Raw genomic sequence first — 23,735 nt, forward strand, 5'->3', positions numbered from 1 at the left:
CATGGCCGATATCTATAATATGAACGGCAGCAAGGTTTTGCATCATCTTGACCGTGTCTTGGCCTGGAAGGAAGGCAAGCGGATTCCTCCTGTTCACATTGATGTTGGCCTGTCGAAGGGGTGCAATATCCACTGTAACTACTGTTACGGCATCACCCAGGCCAACGAATTCAAGAAAGGGGCCAAGAAATGGTTTCCTGAAGACCGCCTGCTTGCCTATATGCGCGATGCGGCGAAGGCCGGTGTACGTTCTATGGCGCTGGTTGGCGAGGCCGAGCCGACACTCAACCCGGCGGTCTACGATGCCATTATTGCCGGCAAAACGAACGGTGCCGACATGGCCATGGCAACGAATGGCATTCTCTACGACGATGGCGCCAAAGGGCAAGCGGCGCTTGAGTATCTGACCTGGCTTCGTTTCAACATATCTGCCGCCAGCGATTCCGCCTATCGGCGTATTCATGCCAGCAAGGAATTCGACACGGCGTGCCGGAAGATAGCGTTCACCGTCGAACAGAAACGCAAGAAGAAGCTGGATGTCACCATTGGTCTGCAAATGGTTCTGACACCTGATAATGTTGGCGAAGCCGTGCCTCTTGCTAAACTCGGACGTGAGTTGGGTGTCGACTATCTGGTCATCAAGCAGTGCGGCGACACCGTTAGCAATAAACTGGGCATTTACGACCGTCTTTCAGAATACAGCGCCTTCGACGACCTTCTGATGGAGGCGGAAAGCTTGAGCACGCCTGGGTATGACATCATCGTCAAATGGCAGAAGATCCAGTCAGCTGGCAAGAGAAGCTACGACGCCTGTTTGGGGGCGCCATTTCTTTTGTATTCGAGCGGAGACGGCAAGCTATACCCCTGCGGCATGTTCTTCGACTGGAGAAGCGACGAATTTCTCATGGGAGATTTGTGCGAACAAAGCTTCGGCGATATTCTGGCCAGTGACCGCTATTGGCAGGTCATCGACAAGGTTGCCAAGACGATGGACGTGCACAAGGAGTGTTATGCGAATTGCCGAACAAATGAAATTAACAATATTTTGTGGCAACTTACCCATCCGCCAAAGCACGTCAATTTCATTTAGGGTCTGTTGAGTATCAGCACGCATAATTTGTCAGCATGATGCCGACAGCCCGGGCAGCTGCTGCTTTGCGGCGTACACGTATGATGTGCTATTCAACCTTTCGGTTGGCCTGGAATCGAGTTATTCTGCGCCAATCAGGAGCGAATGGGCACCGATCGGAAGTGAAGGTTCGTGATGCAAATTAGTATCGATGGGTATGAGAACGAAATTGGTCAGAAACTCTTCAATGGTGTTCTGGCGGTTTACGCAGGGGCGGTCAGGGGCCACATAGCGGAGTTTGGCACTATGAGCGGCAAGACGGCTGAAGTTCTTGCTTTTGGCGTAGCTCACGGCGAAAAGCTATTTCACTCACACAATGTGCTATCCCAGACGATCGGCAAGGAACTTCATTTGTTTGATAGTTTCGAGGGGCTGCCTAAGATCGACAACGCGGCTGATGTCGATTCTCCGCACGTCCGGGATGGGGTCTGGGGATCTGGTTCCTGTAAGGGAGTCAGCCCAGAAGCATTGCGGGAAATCACGGAAAGACACCTTTCTCCCGGCGGGCGGATCAAGATTTTTGAAGGATGGTATAGCGAAACCGTCCCCGCTCTCGACAAGAATACGCTTTACGCGCTGATCCATGTGGATTGCGACCTGTATTCGTCTGCCATGGATGTTCTGGACAATCTTTTTTCCCGTCACATGATCGCGCGTGGGGCATATGTTTTCTTCGACGATTACAACTGTAACTGTGCCGACCCAAAATTTGGAGAGCGCCGCGCCTGGGCTGAGTGCGTCGACAAATTCCATATTAAATTTTCGGATGAAGGAAGTTACGGATTGTTGTCGCACAAATTCATCGTCCACGACTACACGTAACTTGCATTTCTCGAATGGAGGGACAATCGGTCCCGAACCGAGGGGATGTCGTTTAAATGCCAGGGAAAATGCAGATGCCGGGGCTGGAAATCGTCAATGTCGTCTATGGCGACAAGTTCACGGAATTTTTCACCGAAATCAGCCTTGCCTCGCAGCTGTCAGCCCGTAACATTCCGGCGCTAAGCGCGCCCACCAGAACGACCTATCATATTTACACCACGAAGACAGACGCCGAAGCGATACGCCGCTCGGGCGCGTTCAAGAAACTGCAATGCCTGATTAACACGAACATAGTCACTTTTCCGACCGACGATATTCGTGATCAGGCCTACAGAAAGCAGAACAAGTCTTCTGTCTGGGATGTGCTTTGCGATTCCCACCGGCATGCCATCCAAAATGTGACCAACGACCATATTGTTTTTCTGGCGCCAGACTGGGTTATCGCCGACGGCACCTTTCAGAACATCGAGAAACGTCTACATGAGGGGTACAAGACGGTGGTCATTTCCGGCCCCCGCATCGAATGGGAGACCAGTTTTTCCTATTTCCAGGGCTTGGTCGACGCGCAACATGTTCTGACCGCTACAGGACGGATGCTTGTAGACGCAGTCCTTAAATACAAACCCCCTATAATGGATGCCTTCATGTTTGGGCCGGAATGGCAGGCTGACGTTTTCAAATCGTCATGGCCCTCCATTCTTATCTGGCAGGACGAGAATATTGGCTTCATCTCACATAGTGGCCACTTGCACCCGATTGCCGTCAACCGTTCGCATGTCAATAGCAACTTTAAAGGCACGATCGACAGCGATCTTCTAAACACATTCGAGCCCGGATCGGACGAAATATATTTCGCCCAGGATTCTGACGAGATTTGCATTGCGGACATTTCAGCGCGCGAACGGGCCATCGAGACCGTACTCAGCGAGCCGCGAGGGGTTTTTTTCATGGCGGAATGGCTTGCTGTTCATCTTGGTGGTCAGATTAACCGATGGTTTTTAGAAAAGCCTTTCGTTTTCCGTTCCAGCAGATGTATTGATGCTCTCGTCAAAAGGCGCTGCATGGATACAGCCGTTCATACGCTGAACTTGTTGGTCATATCTGACATCCTGCACAAACAGCTGGCCGATCACTGACTTGGCCAAGTCACTTTCGCGCAATGCCGGATTTTCTTGGCGAAAACATTAACCATGTATTCGCATCCTCTTTCGCCGCACATGAGTAGAGTTCTCGAATCGGGGGGGAAGCCATTCCAGATTTGCAGGCCGCTGCTGTTATGTTGGCAGACAAAGCTTGAGCACATCTCAAATCCATTGGCTTCGTAGAACTTCTCGTAGAAGATCGGATTCATGTTGTAAAACCCATGATTCAAGGCGAATAACGGGTTTCCATTGGTTGCAACGCCCCCGACCCTTGTTGCAAGGGCCATATTGGCAATCGCCTGCGCGACATTGAAGCAGTGCTCGATGGTTCCGCCGTCGATAACAGCATCGAACTTTTGATGAAAGTCCTGAGGGATGGGCTCATTCAGGTCGATTTTCAAGGCATCGGGTGACGGATCGTACAAGTCGATGAACGTGGTTTCGAAGCCGAAGAGACGGTAAAACGCCGTCGGGTTCAGGCGCAACCGCCGTCCCTCTCCTTTTTCGTTTTCTTCAGCGATTTCCGCGCCGATCGGCGATTTATCCGTCATTCGCGACGATAAGGTCATCAGGACCCGCTCACTCAGCAGGATGTCGGTGTAGCCCAAGGCAAGCAGCTTGATTCCCTTGTTCACGCCAAGCAACTTATGGATTTGCTCGAAAACGAAGATCGAGAAATCTGCGTTGGCCTCTGTTAGCACTGAGAAATCTCCCTAAGCGCCGTTTCATGTATTTGGTCTGAAGTCAGGCCGGCATCACGCAGCAAATCAGCCTGCGAGCCGTAGTTATGGGAAAACGCGTCAGGCAAGCCAAGCCGCTTAAATCTCGTCAGCGGCATGGCATTATCGACTAAAGCTTCAAGGACAGCGGAGCCTAATCCCCCCGCCAGCACGTTCTCTTCGACGGTTAGAATCGTTTGGCTGCTTCTGGCCAGTGTCCATAAGGCATCAATATCAAGCGGCTTCACGGTCGGCACATGCAGGACGCCGCAGGGCCGCCCCTCGGCGGCTAGCCGCAAGGCAACCTGACGGCAGGCCTCGGTCATGATTCCGGTCGATACGAAATTCGTTGCCTCAGGAGGCAAGACCCAATAGGCACGCCCGATTTCAAAGCCGTTGCGCTCGATCGGCACGACCGGATCCCCGCCTTTTCCGAAACGGATATAAAGCGGCCCTGCGTGGGCCAGCGAGCTTTCCATTGTCAGGCGCATTTCATGCGCATCAGATGGAGCGATAACCGTCATGTTCGGAACAGCCCGCAGGATGGATAGATCCTCTATGGCCAAATGGGTTGGTCCCAGCGGGGCGTAGACCAAGCCACCACCGGATGACAACAGGCGAAGGGGAAGATTGTGCAGGCAGGCGTCAACAACAATTTGTTCGAAACAGCGGCGGCTAAGAAACGTGGCAATGGTATTGACGTAAGGAATGAATCCTTCCAGTGCTAGGCCCGATGCCAAGCCGATCAAATTCTGCTCAGCCACGCCCTCCATGAACCATCGGTCTGGAAATTCCTCACGGAAATTCTGCAATGTTCCAGCCCCCAGATCAGAGCCGATGAATACGACCCTCTGGTCAAGCCGCGCCAATTCGTGAACCATGTTAAGCGCTGTCTGGCGCATTATCCGCCTCCCAGGCAGGCGCGCATAGCCGCAATATCGTCGTCGGACACTTTCGATTTATGATGCCACGCAGCTACGTTCTCGGCAAAGGGCACGCCTTTCCCCTTGACCGTATGGCACACGACCAGTCTCGGCTTTCCAGTAGCGAAGTTATGAGCTTGCAGCGCAGCTGATAGGGCGGAACAATCGTGGCCGTCGACTTCGGAAACGTTAAAGCCAAAACTTCTCCACTTGTCGGCCAAAGGCTCCAATGGCATGACGTCGTCAACCGGGCCGTAGGATTGCAGCTTGTTGTAATCGACTAGGGCCGTCAGGTTGTCCAGGCTATGTTTAGCCGCAGACATGGCAGCCTCCCATACAGATCCTTCGTTTATCTCGCCGTCGCCCATGACGACATAAACGCGGGCTGGATTTTTTTTCAGCCGCAGGCCAAGCGCCATGCCGACGGCGATCGGCAGGCCATGTCCCAGCGCCCCTGTCGAGGCCTCGACGCCTGGGGTTCTTCCTGCCTCGGGGTGTCCGCCCAGGAAGGTTCCATAACGGCAGAAATGGCGCAATTCATGGGGGTCGAAAAACCCCTTGTCGGCCAGAATTGCATAAAGCGCCAAGCATCCGTGCCCTTTGGACAAAATGAATCTGTCGCGCTGCTCCGACTTAGGGTTGGCTGGATCGAATTTCAGAATCTCGTCGTAAAGAACTCTCAGGATTTCAACCAAGGAAAGGGCCGAGCCAAGATGGCCCCGCCCACCGCCTTCCAGGGCCGTCACGATCAAGCGCCGCAAATATAGCGACCGGCTGTCGAGGTTCATATCGCCAGGCTTTCGTTTTTCAGCATGGCTCTGGCCTTGGCAAGTTGGCGGGCTTTGACTGCCGGCCAGTTCGTTTGTCCGGCCAGTTCGCGGCAAGCCCATTTATGCGGAAAGAATTCATTCAGCAGAATCATGCTCCATCTTAGTGCATACAGCGGGTAAAGCAAAGCGAGCCTGATTTCGAAATTCGGGTCCCCATGAAAGCAGGGACTCATCTTCTGCAAAAACATGCGCTTTCTCTCGACGCTCAAGTTCATGCCAGGATGCAGGAAAAAGTCACAGAGCATTTTTATAGGATCGTCCCAGCCAAAATATTCAAAATCGATAAAGAACAGCCCGCCCGGTGTTCGAATGGCGTTGTGCAGGCCGAAGTCGGAAGGATTGAGAGTTCGATGCTTCCTCGGCAGATCATCCTGCCAGCTCTGACCTGTTTCAAGGCAGGCGTTCTTTGCAGCCCTCAAGCGTTCCGACAAAGCCGGAGCAAATTCGTTTGCGAGATAAGATGCCAACTCGGGTTCTTGTTTCAAAGCCGACAGTTTTTCAAAGCGCACCAGTATTTGCCGCTCGATTTCCCAGGCAGACAGGCAGGCTTCGCTGGCCAGGGGAACGCTCCCGGCTTCTTGCTGATCACCAAGATTCTTTAAGGTAGCTAGAAAGTCAGCGGCCTGACCGATGTCGTCATCGCATGGATTGTCGTTGGCTGGCTCACCTTCCTGCCAGTCATAGACGGCAACCCTTGCTTCGAAATCCACCCCGACAGGACGAGGAACGATTTCAATTCCGAAGGACCGCATGAAAACAAGCGCTCGGTATTCAGTGCCGATTCTGTCACGGCAGTCATGCCCAGGCGGCGCGTAGGATTTAAGAATGTAGTTGTCACCGTTCGCCGTTTCGACCCGGAACACGCGGTTGTTGCCTTTTGACGCCAGCAATCGAAGAGGCAACACAGGCTGGCCAATAAGTCTGCCTGCGATTATTTCCAACGCAGCTTGAGCTATTATCGGTTCGGCGGCTGTCATGTCCGTCCTGTTAATATCCCAACCTATATCGAATGGATCGACCGCATTTGTCATCAAGCAGTTTGCGCGGCCATTCCTGTCACTCAACACAGTTCATTTCAACAAAGCTGTGACAAATTTCAGCACTTTTTCCTTCTCGACCGAACGTCTGTGTCCGACGATTCCAACCTTGATAGCGCCGACCGCGTTGCCAACGAATCCAACGACGCTCATATCGCCGCCGGCAGCCACCAAAGGCGCGGTAACGGCAAAGAAAGCGTCTCCGGCGCCCACCGTGTCGACGACGGTCTTGGTGAAGGCGGGCACTTGGTGGCATCCATGCTCGGGTTGCCAGGTCATGCAGCCGTGAACGCCTTGAGTGATAATTGCGCAGGTACAGGCGACGACTTTATGGAAATGCTCCGACACCAGAAGGCCAATATCTGAATACTTGTCGCCCATGGACAGACGTAGTTCTGGAGTGTCGATGCAGACATAGTCAGCTTTTGGATATTTCGTGACCAGATTAAAGCCCAGATTGGCGCTGTTCGACTGGGCGTTTAGGGCAAAGAAGCGGGCGTGTTTTGTGATGGCCTGGCGGCATTCGGCGGTCAGCAGGCCATGTCCGAAGTCGGTAACGACTGTCAGATCGCATCGCGGGGCCAAATCGGCGATTAGGGCCAGAAGTTCCTCTTCCAGGGGGCGGCCCATATAGCTGTCATCCATCTCGTAGACTTCGAACAGCTTACGCATATAACCCAAATCGACGAACCGTGTCTTGCGGGTTGTCGGCACGTTAGGCCTAGTCACGAGGTGTAAGCGGACATTGGGAAGCAAGCTCTTGCGAATGACCTCTTCGTCTTGTGAACTGGCCCCGCCAATCATGGTGATGACATCGACCTGGCTGCAAAAGCTGGCGACATGATTGGCGGCGGCGATGACCCCGCCTGCAAAGACCTCGCTGTCTTTGTAGATGGTGGCGATCATGTTCTCCTTGGGCGACTTGCCCAGCGGTTGAACGTAGCGGTATTCGTCTATGATGGCATCGCCGACGAGAAGAACGCGAAACCCTTGAACGCGCTCCATCAACCCATTTATCTGGTGCAGGATATCCTTCTCGCGCGCCGTCTCGAGATAGCAGCGCAGTTCGGGATCGTAGACATCGAAATATCTATTGATCAGCGACGATGAACTGAAGGTGATGCCTTTGGTAAAGGCGATTTCACCCCCGCAGGCCTCAACTTCGCCGCGTTCGGATTCGATTTTTCCCGTTATGTCGCTGCCGGCGTCTTCGTAGTCGGAGCCTTTCACGTAGACATGGGGGCGGATGGCGCGGATGGCCGTTTCTGCCGAGGGATGACGGTTGATGGCAACCGCGTCGACATAGCCGATGGCTGCGACCATTTCCGCACGCAACAGCTCGGGAAAGATTGGCCGCCCAGGCCCCTTGTTGACGTGCGCATCTTCGGTCAGAGTCACGACCAGGAAGTCTCCGTGCTGCCGGGCCTCTTCGAAATGGCGGACATGGCCCATATGGAGAAGGTCAAAAACGCCATGGCAGTGAACGACCCGCTGCCCCTTCTGGCGGACTGCTACGCAAAGTGCCGCCGCATCGTCCAGCGATGTTATCTTGTCGCGGGCCTTGGCGATTCCTGAATCGTCCTGGCGGGTCATGCTTTCTTCTCCTGCCCTGGATATTTGAACCGTTTAACCGCATCGTGAGCGGTACCGGTTACTTGCGCTTTCATGGAGCATCTCTTGTCCCCATGAGATTGAAAAACCCTATCTTTTTAGCACGACCGTTCTATCGACGCTACCATCGCTTCGAACTCGCGCCAGACGACGCCGGGGTCGTCATCCTCCCACACCCATTTCTGGAAAGGTCCGGCGAAGGGCAGGTTCTTGCCGATGTCATAGCCATACGCCGCAAGATGCCGTTTGGTGCTTTCCGGCGCGTCTTCGACGATGATCTTGAAGAACAGATAGCGGATGTCGGGGCTGTAATAGCAAAGGGCGGAGGGCCCATTCGATGTCAGAAGGTTCAGATATGCCAGCTCATAGACGGCAAAGCGCAATCCCAGGTGGAAAGCTGCGGAAGAAAACCAGGGAAAATCCTCCAAGACCTTTGGCGGCCCCTGAAACGCCGTCTGGGTATCGGGAACGAAAACGGGGCAGAATTTGTCTCTATCCAGGCTTTGGGCAAAACCAGCCCAGGTCTCCAGGTTGCTGTTGCGGATTTGGCTATAGCCGGCGTCGCGCAGCGTAATGACGATGGGCAGGAGGCCAGAGGGCACATGCATCTTCAGCCATTGCCGGGCCAGGGTTACGGCAGCGCCGTCGGCGCGCGGAAAGGCAACAGGTGGCTTTCGGACAAGGCCGGCCACCAGCTCTTGCGACATAGATGCAATGTTCATCTGCCCCAGCATTCCGGGGGGCGGAAAAACATGCTCGGCCTCGTGGTGAAGCCCTACCGCCTCGGCGGAACTGTCTGCCTGACGAAAGCCGGAAACCCTGGGAAAAAAGGCAAGCATGGGCAGCAGGATATTGCTCACGCGCCAACGGCGCTCCTCAGCGCCGAAATATGAGGAATCGGACTGGCAAGTGGTCGGATGGACCAACACGATAAAAACGTCATCGAGTCCGGACTGGGCGCGCGCCAACTCGGCGTTCATGAGAAATGTCATGAAATCGAAGCTGACCGGCATCTGCGCAAGGTCGTAAAAGGCGGTGAGGCGGCTCGTCGAACCGCTCCTTGGAGCTTTAGTTGCAAGCGGCATCGATCAACCCCGCCATGGCATGGAACTCGCTCTCGATCACTTCAAGCCCGGCACTCTCACATATCCGTTTCTGAAATAGACCTACGAAGGGATCGCCACAGTCCGGATCGTGCCCGAAACAAAGAAACCGCACGGCCGGGTTAAAGGAACAGATTGCCGAAGGCCCTCCCATGGGCATCAGATTGAGATAGGCCATCTCGTTGGCAGCAAAATGCAGGCCGGCCGTGATCGCCGCCTCGGAAAACCAGGAAAAGGCCTGCAGGCTAGGGGGCGGCCCCAGAAGCGCCGTACCGGTATCCGGAATGAAGAAAGGGGCATAAATGGATTTGTCCAGGCGCTCTGCGAAGGCGGCCCAGGTCTTGAGATTGTCGTCGCGGTCCAGACAGTCCGCATCGCGCAGGGTGATGGCAATCCACTTGCGCTCGGCTGGGCAATGACGCTCAAGCCACTGGCGGACATAGCGGCGGGCTTGCTCTGGGGCGGCAGGGAGCCGTACGCCATTTAGATTCTTCAGCAGGTTTCTGGACAGGGCAGGCACGTCGCACAAGCCGGTTTCCTTGCAGTCGGGGTAGACATGTGCAAGCCCCGTCATCATTCCTATCGCCTCGGTGTGCGACGCGGCAAACGTCACGTTGGAAACGGATGGAAAGAACGACAGAAGCTGCAAGAGATGGTTACTCATGCCCCTGCGCCAGGAGAACGCATCGACGGTATCGCCCTTCTCAGCGTCCGAAGCGTCACGCGCTTTGGCCTCATTCGGCGCCAAAATCACATGCAGGCTTTCCAGCCCGAGCCGGGCACGCTCGATTTCAGCACCCATGACGAGGCTGGCGAAGTCGATGCCAATCGGCAAAACGTTTAGGTCGAAGAGAACGTGCAGCCTGCGGTCCGCAAAGGGGGCTAGACGGAACGCCTGGGCCGATGAAATGGCGGCAATCGTTGGACGTCCTGTGTCCCCGTCGTTACGAAAGATCAGGGAATTGCACTGCCGCAAGTTGAAGGCCGTAAGGTCGACGGTAACCGGCTCGGGCGCAGGCTCCACCGTCGTCTGATCCAGGAACTCCTGAAGGCCGGGGTCTGCGCAGGCAATCCCCAACTTTCCTTCGTAAACCTGAACTTGAAGGCGAAACAGAGCCGGCGCATCCAGGTCCTCAGGCAGGCTTACCATTTCGTGGCGGACTGGAAGGCCGATAGCGTAGGACCATTGCTTGACGGGTGTTTGAACGATCAAAGTCTCGCCAGACAGCTCCACTTCGCCGCCATACTGGCGCACAACGTCAAGAACGACTACGCCGGGCAGTTCCTGGGTCATCGCCGCATTGCTCTAGAGCCTGTCGAGTATCAGTACACGGCCGTGACGACAGCCAATTTGGCGTCCTTGCAGGAACGAAAGGCGCGTTGGCTTTGCCGACAGAGCCATATCTATGCTCATCGCTTTTCTCGTATCATGCGGCCATATTCTCCACAAGCGCGGCTCGCGCGGTGATACTCAACAGACCCTAGATGAAATTGGAGTGGGGCGGCGGATGCAGCAAATCCCACAGCATTCGGTTGATCTGGTCGGGCCTGCAATGGGGCATGCAAACATGATCGAGATCGGGAATGGCCTGCACGTGCGCCTCGACTTTTGCACGGTTTTCATGGCTCCACAGCGTCCTAAAGTCCATGTCGTAGATCGAGCCATAGCGATAGTCGGGTTCGCCAACATGTGGGCCGCAACTATAGACGTCGCCATTGGAGACGATTTCCGTGATAAAAGGCAGAGCCAAACAACGCTTATAAGGCCGCTTCCAATCCGCTTCGACCATGCCAAAGCGCAGCGTGACTTGGAAAGAGTCGGTGGCGCAGTCCTCGACGCCCGCGAAGGCTTCGGGCGGCGGCACATCAAACTTCATCTGGGTAAGCGGCGAGAGTTCGTGAGGATTGAACTGCTTGACGGTGAAATAATCGGCTCCCGTTTCGCGCACCCGGCGGCACAAGGCGACGACATCCTCGGGGCTCTGCCCTGTGTAAATGAACTGAACGCCGATGGCTATTGGCAGGCCTTCAGACTTCTTAAAAGCCGCCGCTGCCGCTACGTTGTCCAGCACATGCTCGAAATCGGCCTCTTTGGTCTGGTGCACGCGGGCGTAATCGGCGGCGTTAACTCCATTGAGGCTGATCCGAATCCACTCCAGATGCGGCAGGATGCGGCGCATGACCGCGCCGCGCAGAGGAGTCGCATTGGTGTTGACGGCAAGGCTTAAACCCGCTTTTCCCGCATACTCGATAATCTCGGGCAGTTGTTTGTGCAGCAACGGCTCGCCCTCGCCCGAAAAGAACAGGGCCTTCGTTCCCAATTCGCGCACCTCATCGACCAGCCTGATCAGCCGTTCCGCATCGAGGTAGTCGTGGCGCTTGTGGACTTCATGGTAGTAGCAGAACAGGCAAGCGTGATTGCAGACGCTGACCGGACTTATCTGGATGAGAAGAGGATAGACGACCTTGCCTTCCCTAAAGCGTGCCAGCGCTTCGGGATGATAGTAAAGTTTCGTGCCATCAAGCCTGAATTTTTCCATGTAGCTATAATAAGTTAATCGTCATTCCAAGCCAAGGACACAGTTAACCGGCTGCCGGTGACGGATTCGACATGACGGGTATTCCATGAGCGGCATGGAATTGGGATTGTTGAGTGTTATCGCGTGAACTGGACTACCCTTGGCCAGACGCGAAATACCGGCAGCCTGCGCGTTCGAAGTCTTGGCGCGGCAGGATGCGCCAATAATCGAACAGCACCACATCCTTGCCCTGGTTTTTCAATTGCTTCGGGGTTAGGGATTTAAATTCCGGCCAGGCAACCAACACGGCCAGCAAGTCGGCTTGGGCGGCGCACTCGGCCATCGCGGGCACGTAGACGATGCCTTCTGAAATCTGCCGCTGGGCTTCTGGCATGGCCTGCGGGTCGTAGGCGACGACCGGCACTGAACGAGCGATCAGCAGGCGGGCCAGCTTCAGGCTGGGCGAGGCTTCGACGACGCTGGTTTCAGGCTTGTAGGATAGGCCGAGAAGGCCGATCGTTCCTCCTGCCGGCAGGTGCTTTTGCATTTTCTCGGCAAGATAGGCTAGGTAACTGTCGTTGATGTAGTCGGTCGTGGTGGCGATCGGCGCTTCGGTGCCGTTGTTGAGGGCCAGTTTCGAAAAGGCGATGTTGTCGCGCGGAAAGCAGGGGCCGCCGAAGCTGACCGCGCCTTTCAGGTATTTCTTGCCGATGCGGCTGTCCAGCCCCAAGGCGCCGGTAACGACGTCAACGTCGGCGCCGGGCAGATGGTCGCAAAGCCGGGCCAACTGGTTGGCAAAGGAGATGCGCAAGGTCACATAGCTGTTGAGCGAGATCTTTGACAACTCCGCATTGATGAAGTTCATGCGGGCGAAGGTCGGCGGTTTGTCGCAAGAGACGTTGTAAATGCTTTCCACAATGTCGCCGGCGTGGGGGTCCGACTGGCCGATCAGGATGAAGTCGGGGTTCAGCATGTCGTTGATCACGTTGCCAAGGGCGATGAATTCCGGGTTGTAGCACAGGCCGAAATCCTGGCCGCATTTCTTGCCCGATACCTTCTCAAGCAGCGGCTTTACGTGTTTTTCCGTGTCGCCAGGCATCACGGTGCTGGTCAGCGACACCAAGTGGTAACTGGATTTCTTGGCAATGGCCTTGGCGATTTGCTCGGCGGCGGCCAGCACGTAATCGATCACGAAGGTGCCGTCGGGTCCGGTGGGGGTCGGAACGATGATAAAGGATGCTTCAGTCTTGAGCGCCGCTTCTTCCACCGAGGTTGTCGCCGAAAGCCGCGATGCCCCGATGTCGATCTTTTCCTGAAGGCGCGGTTCGACCACTGGGGCTTTGCCCTGGTTGATGGCGTCCACGAAACCCTGGTTCAGGTCGGCGCCGACCACCTCGAATCCCTTGCTGGACAGGACGGCGGCCAAAGGTGCCCCAAGCTTGCCAAGGCCGATTACAGAAATTCGCATGCGTCCTTCTCCTTGTCGCTGGGTCTGCCCAGAGATTAAGCCCATTATGTTCGTCAAGTCTTAGCAGAAAAATGCTTCCATATTTGTTAAGGCTTGCGCGGCCCTGGAAGGTGCCGGCCCCTCGGGCTCCGGAAAGACAGCAAAATCCAATTCGGTCTTGACGATTATTTCTCTACCTTGCTCCCTGCTGGCGCGATGTGGGTGTAAGGCGGCATGCGCTTGCGCCCCTCGTCGACGGCGCTTAAGGATTCTACCGCTTTCATGCCGTCTTTGCAGCGTTTGGTCAGGTGCTGGTATTCCTGGGTGCCCTGGGTTTTGCGCGTGATTCGTTCCGGTGAAATGTCGCCCACGATGCGGGCCGGAATGCCGGTGACCAGGGTGCGCGGCGGCACCTTGAAATCGGCCTTGATGAAGGATTGCGCGCCCACCATCGCCTCGCTGCCGATTTCGGCCCGGTCCATCACCACGGCGCCGATGCCAACCATGGCGTTTTTGCGCACGAAGCAGCAATGCAGCACCGCGCTGTGGCCGATATGGCTGTTTTCTTCCAGCAGCGTATCCCATCCTGGGTCGGTATGAATGACGACATTGTCCTGGATATTGCAGCCCTTCTCGACGATCAGGCGTCCGAAGTCGCCGCGCAGGCAGGCGCAGGGGCCGATATAGCAGTCGGGTCCGATGATGACGTCGCCGATCAGGACGGCGCTGGGATGGACGAAACTGCTGGGATCGATGACGGGCGTGATCCCGTCCAATGCATAAACCAAGGGCATTGCGGCCTCTCTCAACCTAAGGGAAGTAAAAGAACAGATGTTTACATTTACTGGTGGATGAATGGATGCGCAAGTTTTGTCGATTATCTAAAAAAAATGCTTTCCGGGCAACCTTCGGGATGGTGCAATTATCATAAGTAAAACGCGCATAGGTGGAGCGCATCTTGAGGGATGGGAATATGCGCCACTTCGTCAAAGCATCGATACTCGGCTTACTAGCTCTGTATCCGTCTAAAGCCTTTTGTGCTTGTCCAGGACCAGAGTTAATCGCCTCATATGTCACTGAATTCGAGGCGGCAAAAACAAGCCAGGGGTTTGGCAAGGATATTTCCCTTGCCGAGGCCCAATGCGCCAAGTCAAAACTTGCCCAAGCGCTGACGCCCATCCTGGGAGCGCCGGTCGGCTACAAGGCGGTTTTCACCAATCCGGATGCGCAGAAACGTTTCGGTGTCCCGGGGCCGGCCTGGGGGGTGATGTATGGCCGTTGGATGTTCAATAGTAACGCCAAGCTGCCCAAGGGCCTTGGCGCTTTGCAACGCTACGAATCGGATTTTATCGTAATCGTCAAAGATGCGGGCTTGGCCGAAGCCCGCTCACCCCTCCAGGCGCTCCAACACATTAGCGCGTTGACGCCTTTTGTTGAACTGCCCGACATGATGCTGGACGGCAAGATCACCGGTCCCGAACTGATCGCCACCAACTCGGCTTTCCGGGGCGGCGTGTTGGGCGCGCCGATTCAGGTGGTTGCCAAGCCAGAATTGTTGCAGGCCTTGGCAGAGATGGAGATCGTGGTCACCAACGAAACCACCGGCCAGGAAATCGGCCGCGAAAGAGGCCGCGTTTTGATGGATCAGCCGATCAAGGCCGCCATGTGGCTGGCCAAGGCCTTGAAGAAGGACGGCATCAGGCTGAAGCCGGGCGACATGCTCAGCCTGGGTGGCTTCCTGGCCTCGAAGCCCATTCTGCCGGGCTCCGCGGTATCGGTGCAGTACAAGGGATTGCCGGGCGATCCCAAGGTCCTGCTGGCCTTTGAATAAGGCGGCCAATTCCAGGCTTTGACATCCAAATCGGTAAAACGGTATTGTAAGGCCGAATTAACCGAGGGGAGCCCGCGCATGTCCGAATCAACCGTCGCCCTGACCGTTGGCGAAGGCGTGGCGACGATCACGCTCAACCGGCCCGACAAGCTGAACAGTTTTACCGAAGTCATGCATGGCGAACTGCTGTCTATCGTCAGCAACGTGGCGGCCGACGCGGGTGTTCGCTGCGTTTTGTTGACGGGTGCGGGGCGCGGATTCTGCGCTGGGCAGGATTTAAGCGATCCAGTGATGCGCACTGGCCCGGATGCCGTCGATATGGGCGAAACCATCGAGCGTCTTTACAACCGCTTGATCAGGGCCGTGCGCTCGATCCAAGCGCCGGTGGTCTGCGCGGTGAACGGCGTCGCCGCCGGGGCGGGGGCCAATCTGGCTCTGTCTTGCGATATCGTCCTGGCGGCGCGCGGCGCCAGCTTCATCCAGGCCTTTTCGAAGATCGGGTTGGTGCCGGATTCCGGTGGCACTTGGTTCCTGCCGCGTCTGGTGGGACCCGCCAGGGCCATGGCGCTTTCCCTGTTGGGCGAGAAGATTTCCGCCGAGCAGGCCCAGCAATGGGGCATGATCTGGAAAGTAGTGGATGACGCCTTGCTGATGGACGAAGCGACGGCGCTGGCCAAGCATCTGGCCAGCCAGCCCACCAAGGCCTTGGGCTTGATCAAGCAGGCGCTGAACGCCAGTTGGTCGAACACGCTGGATCAGCAGCTTGATCTGGAACGCGATCTTCAGCGTACGGCTTCGCAAAGTCCCGATTACGCCGAGGGCGTGGCCGCCTTTCTGGCCAAGCGCCCAGCCCAATTTTCTGGAAAGTAGGAGATAAACATCATGCGTGACGCCTTCATCTGCGACGCGGTTCGCACCCCCATTGGGCGCCATGCCGGGGCGCTGTCGCCGGTTCGCACCGACGATCTGGCGGCCATTCCCGTCAAAGCCCTGATGGAGCGCAACGGCGGCGTCGATTGGACGAAGCTGGACGAATTGCTGTTGGGCTGCGCCAACCAGGCGGGCGAAGACAACCGCAACGTGGCGCGCATGGCGGTGCTGCTGTCGGGCCTGCCCGATACGGTGGCCGGGGCCACCATCAACCGCCTGTGCGGTTCGGGCATGGATGCGGTGGGGACGGCGGCCAGGGCCATTCGGTTAGGCGAAATCGACATCGCGATTGCAGGCGGCGTCGAAAGCATGAGCCGCGCCCCTTTCGTCATTCCAAAATCGGACAGTGCTTGGTCGAGGGATGCGGCTATCTACGACACCACCATCGGCTGGCGTTTCGTGAACCCCATCATCAAGGCGCAGTACGGCATCGATTCCATGCCCGAGACCGCCGAGAACGTGGCCGAGGAATGGAAGATTTCCCGCGAGGATCAGGACGCTTTCGCGATTCGCAGCCAGCAAAAGGCGGGTGCTGCGATGGCAAGCGGGCGCTTCAAACATGAAATCGCGCCGGTGGTCATCAAGGGCCGCAAGGGCGACACGGTGATTGATGCCGACGAGCATCCGCGCCCCGACACCACGGCCGAGCAATTGGCCAAGTTGAAGGCGCCATTTCGCCAAGGTGGATCGGTGACGGCGGGCAATGCTTCGGGCGTGAACGACGGTGCTGCGGCCTTGATCGTCGCCAGCGAGGCGGCGGTGAAGGCTTATGGCCTTACTCCCAAGGCGCGCATCCTGGGTATGGCGACGGCAGGCGTTGCGCCCCGCGTCATGGGCATCGGCCCGGTGCCCGCCACCAGAAAGTTGCTGGAGCGACTGAAGCTGGACATGTCGAAAATCGACGTGATCGAGTTGAACGAGGCTTTCGCTGCGCAGGGCTTGGCTTGCCAGCGCGAATTGGGCATTGCCGATGACGACCCGCGCGTGAATCCCAATGGCGGCGCGATCGCACTTGGCCATCCTTTGGGCATGACCGGAGCGCGCCTTGTCGGCACGGCGGCTTGGGAATTGCAGATTTCCGGCAAAAGGTTGGCCCTGTGCACGATGTGCATCGGCGTCGGCCAGGGAATCTCGATGGCGATTGAAAGAGTCTAAACGCGCACGGCCATTCTTTTGGCGCCCCAATCGCCGGGCCTTTCTTGGAAGCGCCCGGCGATTTTGTGCCCGCAGAATTTGCACTTGGCGTCCCTGTTCAGGTTCCAGTCTCCCAGCACGAACCAGTCGCGCTCGATCAGCAACTGGCCGCAGGACGGGCACCATGTGCTGCCGCCCTTCGGGTCGTGGACGTTTCCGGTGTAGACGTAATGCAGCCCTTCGCCAAGGGCGATATTGCGGGCGCGCGTCAGCGTCGCCGCCGGTGTATTGGGCAGTTCGGTCATTTTCCAATCGGGATGGAAGGCGGTGAAATGCAGCGGCACGTCGGGTCCAAGATCCTTGGCGATCCAGCCCGCCAGCGCCTTCAATTCCTCGTCGCCATCATTCTGGCCTGGAATGAGAAGCGTGGTGATTTCCACCCAGACTCCGCTTTCTCGCAACAGCCATGTCAGCGTGTCTTTTACCGGCTGCAAATGGCCGTTGCATAGGCGGTGATAGAAATCCTCGGAGAAAGCCTTCAAATCGACATTAGCCGCGTCGATATGTTCGAAGAAATCTGGCCGCGCCTGGGCGGTGATATAGCCCGCCGTCACGGCCACCGTCTTGATGCCCAACTCATGGCAAGCCTTGGCGGTATCGACGGCATATTCCAAGAAGATGACGGGATCGTTGTAGGTAAAGGCGACGGACGAACATCCGCTGTCCCTGGCGGCTTGCGCAATTCGTTCCGGGCTGGCTCGGCTGGTCAGGCGGTCGAATTCCTTGGCCTTTGAAATGTCCCAATTCTGGCAGAATTTGCAGGTTAAGTTGCAGCCAGCCGTGCCAAAGGACAGGATGGGGGTTCCAGGCAAGAAGTGATTGAGCGGCTTTTTTTCGATGGGGTCGATGCAAAAGCCCGATGAGCGGCCATAAGTGGTAAGAACCATGCCGCTTTCATCGGCGGCTCGTACAAAGCACACGCCGCGCTGCCCGGGCTTTAACGCACAGGCCCTGGGGCAGAGGTCACAACGAACGCGGCCATCGTCAAGTCGGGTCCAATGGCGGGCTGGAACCGTATCCGACGCTAAAGTTTCCATAGGTTAATTTTAACGAAGTTTGACTGCACTGTCATTAACCGGTGATTGAAGAATTCCAATTTGAGGAGAATAATGGGCACAGATTGGAAGGTGCGCCATGATCGAGGTGCGGAAGCCTGCCGTGGCAGGGACGTTTTACCCAGATGATGCGGCTGAGTTGAAAGCCGCCGTGTGCGGCTATCTGGAGGGCGCCGCAGCGCTAGGCCAGGATGTTCCCAAGGCGCTGATCGCCCCGCATGCGGGCTATATTTATTCAGGTCCGGTCGCCGCCAGCGCCTATGCGCAGCTGCGTCCATTGAAAGGCAAGATTTCCCGCGTCGTGCTGATCGGGCCGTCGCATCGCGTCGGCTTCAGGGGATTGGCCCTGTGCACCGCATCGGCCTATGCCATTCCAGGCAAGACCATTGCGCTTGATCTGGAGACCGAGGCGCGGCTGGCCAGTCTGCCGGGTGTCGGCATGTTGGACAGCGCCCACGCTTCGGAGCACAGTTTGGAAGTGCATCTGCCCTTCCTGGTCGAGGCGCTGGGCGATTTCCGTCTTGTTCCCATCGTGGCCGGACAGGCCGACCGGACCATCGTGGCGGATGTGCTGGAAGCTGCCTGGGGTGGGCTGGAAACTTTGATCGTGGTCAGCACCGACCTGTCGCATTTTCATGACTATGACGAGGCGCGGGGAATAGATCGCAAAACGGTCGATGCCATCGAACAGCTTAACGCCGATTTCATGGATGGCAATCATGCCTGCGGCGCCGTTCCGGTGGCGGGACTTTTGGAACTGGCCAAGCGCAAATCGCTGGCCGTCAAAACGCTGGACGTGCGCAATTCCGGTGATACGGCGGGGCCGCATGACCGCGTCGTGGGCTATGGCGCCTGGGCTTTCTATGAAGGGGGTGCGCATGCTTGAGGCATTGGGGCCGGTCCTGATTGATCTGGCCAAAAGGTCGATCGAACAGGGACTGAACGAGGGGCGCTTCAAGGACATTGATCTTGCGGGGCTGCCGCACGAACTGGAACAGCCGGGGGCCGTCTTCGTGACCTTGAAGAAATCCGGCGACTTGCGCGGCTGCATCGGCTCGCCCATGGCTTGGCGTCCTTTGGGCCAGGATGTGGTCGAGAACGCCTATAAGGCGGCATTCGAAGATCCCAGATTCCCGCCCCTGACCAAGGCGGAGTGGGGCGTGGTCAATCTGTCGGTGTCGATCCTGACGCCGCCTGTCCGCATGGATATCGAGAACGAGGCTGATCTGCTAACTCAACTGCGCCCTGGGGTGGACGGGTTGATCATCGAGGATGCGGGACGGCGCGCCCTGTTCTTGCCTGCGGTGTGGGAAGCGCTGCCCGATCCCAAATCATTTTTGGCGCATTTGAAGGTGAAGGCTGGCTTGCCTTCAACGCATTGGTCGCCCGGCTTCAAAGCCAGCCGCTTCGAAGCCGTTGAAGTGGATGCGGATTGAAAATGATGATGCGTTTTCTGTTGGCTTTTTGCCTCTTCGCTTCGCTATCGTCGGCGGTCTTGGCCGAACCTTTCGAGTTTTCTTCCCGCACCTATGCCGGGTTTGGGCAATTGCTGCGCCAAGAAACGTCGGGCGAGGTTTCCATCAAGGCCATTCTTGATGTGCCCCCCGGCACAGGGCCGCACCCCGTCTTGGTGGTGGCGCATAGCTGCGCCGGCTTGAACGCCAGCGGTCACGGCGAGAAACTGATCAGGGATGCCGCCCGCGAGGCGGGCTTTGCGACGCTGCTTTACGACAGTTTTGATCCCAGGAACTGGCAAAATGTTTGTACTGGATCGGCGGGTCCGGCGGGAACCCCGTCAGTGATCGCCGACGCCTTTGCCGCCCTTGATGCCTTGTCAGCGGATGGCCGCTTTCGCAAGGAAGGCATCTTCATCGCGGGCGCTTCGATGGGCGGCATGACGTCCTGGTTTTCCGCTCTGGAACCCTTGCGCAATCGTTTGGTCAAAAGTAATGCCCGGTATGCTGGACATAGCGCCTTTTATCCGTCGGGCGATCATGGCTTTATCGCCGACAAAGTCTTTGCGGGCGGCGACGTGCTGGTGATGTTTGGTCAAGACGATGATTGGACGCCGCCCAAGCGCGTACGCTTGATGATGGAGCGCCAAAAGTCCTATTCCAAGGTCGAGACGCCGGAAATTCGCTTTGTCGACTATGAGGGGGCGCGCCATGGCTGGTTGAACGTTGATATCCGCAATGCCAAGAATCTGCCGATGGCCTCGACGCGCCTGAATTGCCCGATCATCTATTATCAACTGAGCGATACCGTTCATTTGCTCTGGGTCGATGGGCGTGAAATGGAGGCGCCCATCGCAGCACTTGGCAAACATCTGTCCGGTTGCGCGGTGCCGGGCGTCACCATCGAAGGCAATATGGCGGTAACGGCCAAATCGCTGGCCGAGATGACGTCCTTCATGAAGCGGGTTCTCGGCAAATAGCATGTACGAGGATCCGGAAGGCTTCGATTACGACTATCCCTTATGGCGTCCTCCTTCCGAGGGCGACAATCTGATCATCCAGGCCACGCTGGGATGCAGTTGGAACCGTTGCCGATTTTGCTCGATGTACAGGTCGAAGCGCTTCATGCCGCGCCCGCTTGCGCAAGTGTTCGCCGATATCGACAACTGGGGACGAAGCTGGCCAGACGCCAGACGGGTGTTTCTGGCCGATGGCGACGCCATGTGCCTGCCCACCGATCATCTGCTGGAGATACTTGAAAAATTGGCGGCTAGCTTTCCCGATCTCAATCGCGTCTCCTGCTACGCGCTTCCTGCCAATCTGCTTAGAAAATCAGTTCAGGAACTGGCCGTCTTGAAGGCGGCAAAATTGTCGTTGGTTTATGTGGGAATTGAAAGCGGATCGCCCAATATCCTGAAGCGGATCGCCAAGGGAGTCACTCAGCGTCAAATGATCGAGGCGCTGAAAAAGCCTGGTCTGGCGGGCATTAAGGTGTCGGCCACGGTGGTTTTGGGGGTGGGCGGTCAAGCCTTGTGGCAGGACCATATCGATGGCACCATCGATGTCGTGAATGCGGCGCCGCCGGAATTTTTGTCTACCTTGCAATTGGGCGTCGCTTCGGAAGTGACGCAAGATTTCGCCAAGGCCTATCCGGAGGGGTTTGAATTTCAAGATGATCTGGGCATGTTGGCCGAACAGGAGCGTCTGATCGCAGGGCTTGATCCGTCCCGCCCCATCATCTTCCGCTCCAATCACGCATCAAACGCCCTGGCCCTAGCGGGAAATTTGCCCAAGGACAAAGAGAAACTGTTGGCCGTGCTTTCTCAGGCTCGCGAGGGTTTGCGCCCCCTAAGGGCGCGGTTCTTAAGAGGGCTGTAGAAGCGTTTTTATACGAAGCGCGTTTCCTGTCCGCAGGTGTCGCATTTGATCCTCGTGGCGCTTTGCTTCAGCGTGTATTTGCCGCAAGCCTTGCAAGGTTGTTTTTCATATCCCTTGGCATGGGCCTGAGCCGACTGATTGGCCAAGAATGAGTCAAGCCGTCGCAGAGCCAGACTTTCCATGTCCTTGCGGCTGGATTTTCCTGGGCAAATGATCGAAATCTCGGTCAGGGTCTGGGTGTCCGTGGCGGTCACCTTGACCATGTTGCCCATGCGTGTGAACTCGAACAGCACTTCCCGCATGGCCATGTTTGCGCCCACGGCTAGAACTCTTCTTCGTCCAGTCCCATCACGGCATCCTTGCCCGCCATCGCTGCCGTCTTCAAGGCGTGAGCTTGCGTCAGATATTGTTCGGCAAAGAAGCGCGCCGTCATCGCCTTGGCTTTGATAAATGAGGGGCTGCCGTCTTTGCCCGCCTCGGCAGCCAGAACGCCGCGGGCCAACAGCCAGCCGCCCGCCACGATGCCCCACAGATTGAGATAGGCAAACGACCCGGCTGCCGTAGCGACGGGATCGCTGGCATAGGTTTCCGCCACCCAGTCAGTGGCCGCCGACAAGGCTTCAAGGGCCATGGCCAGATGCCCGCGCAACAGATGGCATGTTTCGCTTTTGCTGGCCTCCAGTTCGGCTTCCGTGGCCCACATGCGCGTGATCATGGCCCTGGCCGCCGCCCCCTTATCGCGTCCCACCTTGCGACCCACAAGGTCGTTGGCCTGGATGCCGTTGGTGCCTTCGTAGATGGCGGTGATTCTGGCGTCGCGCAGATATTGCGCCGCTCCCGCTTCTTCGATGAATCCCATGCCGCCATGCACCTGCACGCCCTGATTGGCGACGTAAATGCCGGTTTCCGAGCACCAGCCCTTGACCACCGGAATCATCAGATCGACCACGCGCTGCCATTCCTGGCGCTCGACCTCGTTATTGAGGTGGTGGGCGCGGTCGATGGCCCCTGCGGCATAATAGGCCAGCGCCCTGGCGGCTTCAGTGCGGCTGCGCATATCCATCAGCATGCGCCGCACATCGGCATGCGCGATGATGGTGGCCCCCGGTTTGGCGTTCGCGCCCAGCGGCCTGCTTTGCACGCGCAGGCGGGCATAGTCGACGGCGTGCTGATAGGCCCGCTCAGCGATGGCGACACCTTCCAGGCCAACGGCAAGACGGGCGTTGTTCATCATGGTGAACATGTATTCCAGGCCGCGATTTTCCTCGCCGACCAGGAAACCCACAGCGCCATCGTGATCGCCGAAGGACATGACGCAGGTGGGGCTGGCATGAATGCCCAGCTTATGTTCCAGCGAGACGCATCTGGCGTCGTTGCGCACACCCGGCGTCCCATCGTTCTTGGGCAGGAATTTGGGAACGATGAAAAGCGAGATGCCCTTGACCCCCAAAGGGGCGTCGGGCAGGCGGGCCAGCACGAAATGGACGATGTTCTCGGCCATTTCATGATCGCCATAGGTAATGAAGATCTTCTGCCCAAAGATGCGGTAGCTGCCATCGCCACTTTTTACCGCCTTGGCGCGCACCTGCGACAGGTCGGACCCGGCCTGCGGCTCGGTCAAATTCATGGTGCCGGTCCATTGGCCCGAGATCAAGTTGGGCAGATAGATGTCCTTCTGCTCCTTCGATCCGTGGGCGGCCAGCAGTTCGACCGTTCCCTTGGTCAGCATGGGGCACAGGCCGAAGGCCATGTTTGCCGAATCGGTCACTTCCTGCACGGCAATGGCGACCAGCCACGGCAAGCCCTGTCCGCCATAATCCGGATCGAAGGGCAAGGTGCACCAGCCGCCGTCGCGATACTGGTCCCAGGCCTCTTTCCAGCCGGTAGGCGTGCGCACAATGCCATTCTCCAGGTGCGATCCTTCCCGGTCTCCCACCTTGTTCAGGGGATCGAGAACGCCGCTGGCCAACCGTCCGGCCTCGGTCAGCACCGCGCTGACTAGATCGGGGGTGGCTTCGGCGAAGGCGGGCAGGGCGGCGATTTCGGGCAATCCGGCCAGTTCGTTCATGACGAACAGCATTTCATCGACGGGAGCGCGGTAGGCCATGATT

The 23,735-nt window shown here is 57.2% G+C and carries 23 protein-coding genes; 10 read left to right on the forward strand and 13 right to left on the reverse strand.

Features of this window, described 5'->3' with window-relative positions:
* The first annotated feature begins 1 nt into the window (after position 1).
* The 3 genes from HQL44_13930 (at position 2) to HQL44_13940 (ending at position 3,087) form a co-directional block, all read left to right on the forward strand.
* Positions 2 to 1,090, forward strand: coding sequence for a radical SAM protein (locus tag HQL44_13930; protein MBF0269679.1), 1,089 nt, complete (start codon positions 2 to 4; stop codon positions 1,088 to 1,090).
* Between the two features lie 174 nt (positions 1,091 to 1,264).
* Entirely contained in the window at positions 1,265 to 1,951 is a 687-nt protein-coding gene (locus tag HQL44_13935) for a class I SAM-dependent methyltransferase (protein ID MBF0269680.1), read from the forward strand.
* A gap of 74 nt (positions 1,952 to 2,025) precedes the next feature.
* Positions 2,026 to 3,087, forward strand: coding sequence for a hypothetical protein (locus tag HQL44_13940; GenBank protein ID MBF0269681.1), 1,062 nt, complete (start codon positions 2,026 to 2,028; stop codon positions 3,085 to 3,087).
* Here the strand turns inward: HQL44_13940 and HQL44_13945 are convergent.
* The 10 genes from HQL44_13945 to HQL44_13990 all read right to left on the reverse strand — a co-directional run bounded on the left by HQL44_13945 (position 3,081) and on the right by HQL44_13990 (position 14,076).
* The gene (locus HQL44_13945) at positions 3,081 to 3,794 is read right to left on the reverse strand and encodes a class I SAM-dependent methyltransferase (protein MBF0269682.1); all 714 of its coding nucleotides are present in this window, start codon (positions 3,792 to 3,794) and stop codon (positions 3,081 to 3,083) included. The genes HQL44_13940 and HQL44_13945 overlap by 7 nt on opposite strands.
* Positions 3,788 to 4,714 (reverse strand): transketolase, encoded by a 927-nt coding sequence (locus HQL44_13950; GenBank protein MBF0269683.1) that lies wholly within the window; start codon positions 4,712 to 4,714, stop codon positions 3,788 to 3,790. Before HQL44_13950 ends, HQL44_13945 begins: the two co-directional genes overlap by 7 nt.
* The gene (locus tag HQL44_13955) at positions 4,714 to 5,523 is read right to left on the reverse strand and encodes a transketolase (protein ID MBF0269684.1); all 810 of its coding nucleotides are present in this window, start codon (positions 5,521 to 5,523) and stop codon (positions 4,714 to 4,716) included. Before HQL44_13955 ends, HQL44_13950 begins: the two co-directional genes overlap by 1 nt.
* Positions 5,520 to 6,542 (reverse strand): aminoglycoside phosphotransferase family protein, encoded by a 1,023-nt coding sequence (locus HQL44_13960; GenBank protein ID MBF0269685.1) that lies wholly within the window; start codon positions 6,540 to 6,542, stop codon positions 5,520 to 5,522. The genes HQL44_13955 and HQL44_13960 overlap by 4 nt, the downstream gene beginning before the upstream one ends.
* Before the next feature lie 93 nt (positions 6,543 to 6,635).
* Entirely contained in the window at positions 6,636 to 8,195 is a 1,560-nt protein-coding gene (locus HQL44_13965; protein ID MBF0269686.1) for an adenylyltransferase/cytidyltransferase family protein, read from the reverse strand.
* Positions 8,196 to 8,311: 116 nt separating this feature from the next.
* Entirely contained in the window at positions 8,312 to 9,205 is an 894-nt protein-coding gene (locus HQL44_13970; GenBank protein ID MBF0269687.1) for a hypothetical protein, read from the reverse strand.
* Between the two features lie 76 nt (positions 9,206 to 9,281).
* A complete protein-coding gene (locus HQL44_13975) occupies positions 9,282 to 10,610 on the reverse strand; it encodes a hypothetical protein (GenBank protein MBF0269688.1) in 1,329 nt (442 codons plus the stop codon).
* A gap of 187 nt (positions 10,611 to 10,797) precedes the next feature.
* Positions 10,798 to 11,856 (reverse strand): radical SAM protein, encoded by a 1,059-nt coding sequence (locus HQL44_13980; protein ID MBF0269689.1) that lies wholly within the window; start codon positions 11,854 to 11,856, stop codon positions 10,798 to 10,800.
* 133 nt (positions 11,857 to 11,989) lie between these two features.
* Entirely contained in the window at positions 11,990 to 13,303 is a 1,314-nt protein-coding gene (locus HQL44_13985) for a nucleotide sugar dehydrogenase (protein MBF0269690.1), read from the reverse strand.
* 164 nt (positions 13,304 to 13,467) lie between these two features.
* Complete coding sequence (locus HQL44_13990) at positions 13,468 to 14,076, reverse strand: transferase hexapeptide repeat family protein (GenBank protein MBF0269691.1); 609 nt, start codon at positions 14,074 to 14,076, stop codon at positions 13,468 to 13,470.
* Positions 14,077 to 14,255: 179 nt separating this feature from the next.
* Here HQL44_13990 and HQL44_13995 point away from each other — a divergent pair, with 179 nt between their 5' ends.
* From HQL44_13995 to pcaF, 3 genes are all read left to right on the forward strand, one after another.
* Positions 14,256 to 15,113, forward strand: a complete 858-nt coding sequence (locus HQL44_13995; GenBank protein ID MBF0269692.1) for a hydratase — start codon at positions 14,256 to 14,258, stop codon at positions 15,111 to 15,113.
* Between the two features lie 78 nt (positions 15,114 to 15,191).
* Positions 15,192 to 15,983: a 2-(1,2-epoxy-1,2-dihydrophenyl)acetyl-CoA isomerase gene (locus tag HQL44_14000; GenBank protein ID MBF0269693.1), complete on the forward strand. Its 792-nt coding sequence runs from the start codon at positions 15,192 to 15,194 to the stop codon at positions 15,981 to 15,983.
* 12 nt (positions 15,984 to 15,995) lie between these two features.
* Entirely contained in the window at positions 15,996 to 17,198 is a 1,203-nt protein-coding gene (pcaF, locus tag HQL44_14005; protein MBF0269694.1) for a 3-oxoadipyl-CoA thiolase, read from the forward strand.
* Here the strand turns inward: pcaF and amrS are convergent.
* Complete coding sequence (gene amrS / locus HQL44_14010) at positions 17,195 to 18,274, reverse strand: AmmeMemoRadiSam system radical SAM enzyme (GenBank protein MBF0269695.1); 1,080 nt, start codon at positions 18,272 to 18,274, stop codon at positions 17,195 to 17,197. The genes pcaF and amrS overlap by 4 nt on opposite strands.
* Positions 18,275 to 18,371: 97 nt before the next feature.
* Here amrS and amrB point away from each other — a divergent pair, with 97 nt between their 5' ends.
* Genes amrB through HQL44_14030 form a run of 4 tightly spaced genes read left to right on the forward strand, consistent with a single transcriptional unit; the run spans position 18,372 to position 21,624 of the window.
* Positions 18,372 to 19,178, forward strand: a complete 807-nt coding sequence (gene amrB / locus HQL44_14015) for an AmmeMemoRadiSam system protein B (GenBank protein ID MBF0269696.1) — start codon at positions 18,372 to 18,374, stop codon at positions 19,176 to 19,178.
* On the forward strand, positions 19,171 to 19,728 hold the full coding sequence (gene amrA / locus HQL44_14020) for an AmmeMemoRadiSam system protein A (GenBank protein ID MBF0269697.1): 558 nt from the start codon (positions 19,171 to 19,173) through the stop codon (positions 19,726 to 19,728). The genes amrB and amrA overlap by 8 nt, the downstream gene beginning before the upstream one ends.
* Positions 19,729 to 19,730: 2 nt before the next feature.
* Positions 19,731 to 20,726, forward strand: a complete 996-nt coding sequence (locus HQL44_14025) for a dienelactone hydrolase family protein (GenBank protein MBF0269698.1) — start codon at positions 19,731 to 19,733, stop codon at positions 20,724 to 20,726.
* Position 20,727: 1 nt separating this feature from the next.
* Positions 20,728 to 21,624 carry a radical SAM protein gene (locus HQL44_14030; protein ID MBF0269699.1) on the forward strand — a complete coding sequence of 299 codons (897 nt, stop codon included), beginning with the start codon at positions 20,728 to 20,730 and terminating at the stop codon, positions 21,622 to 21,624.
* 8 nt (positions 21,625 to 21,632) lie between these two features.
* On the opposite strand, the gene HQL44_14035 is transcribed toward HQL44_14030, so the two are convergent.
* Entirely contained in the window at positions 21,633 to 21,944 is a 312-nt protein-coding gene (locus tag HQL44_14035; GenBank protein MBF0269700.1) for a hypothetical protein, read from the reverse strand.
* A 2-nt stretch (positions 21,945 to 21,946) separates the two neighbouring features.
* Positions 21,947 to 23,734, reverse strand: coding sequence for an acyl-CoA dehydrogenase (locus HQL44_14040; GenBank protein MBF0269701.1), 1,788 nt, complete (start codon positions 23,732 to 23,734; stop codon positions 21,947 to 21,949).
* Position 23,735 lies beyond the last annotated feature (1 nt).

It is taken from the genome of Alphaproteobacteria bacterium (assembly GCA_015231795.1).
In the GTDB taxonomy this organism is placed as follows: Bacteria; Pseudomonadota; Alphaproteobacteria; order Rhodospirillales; family WMHbin7; genus WMHbin7.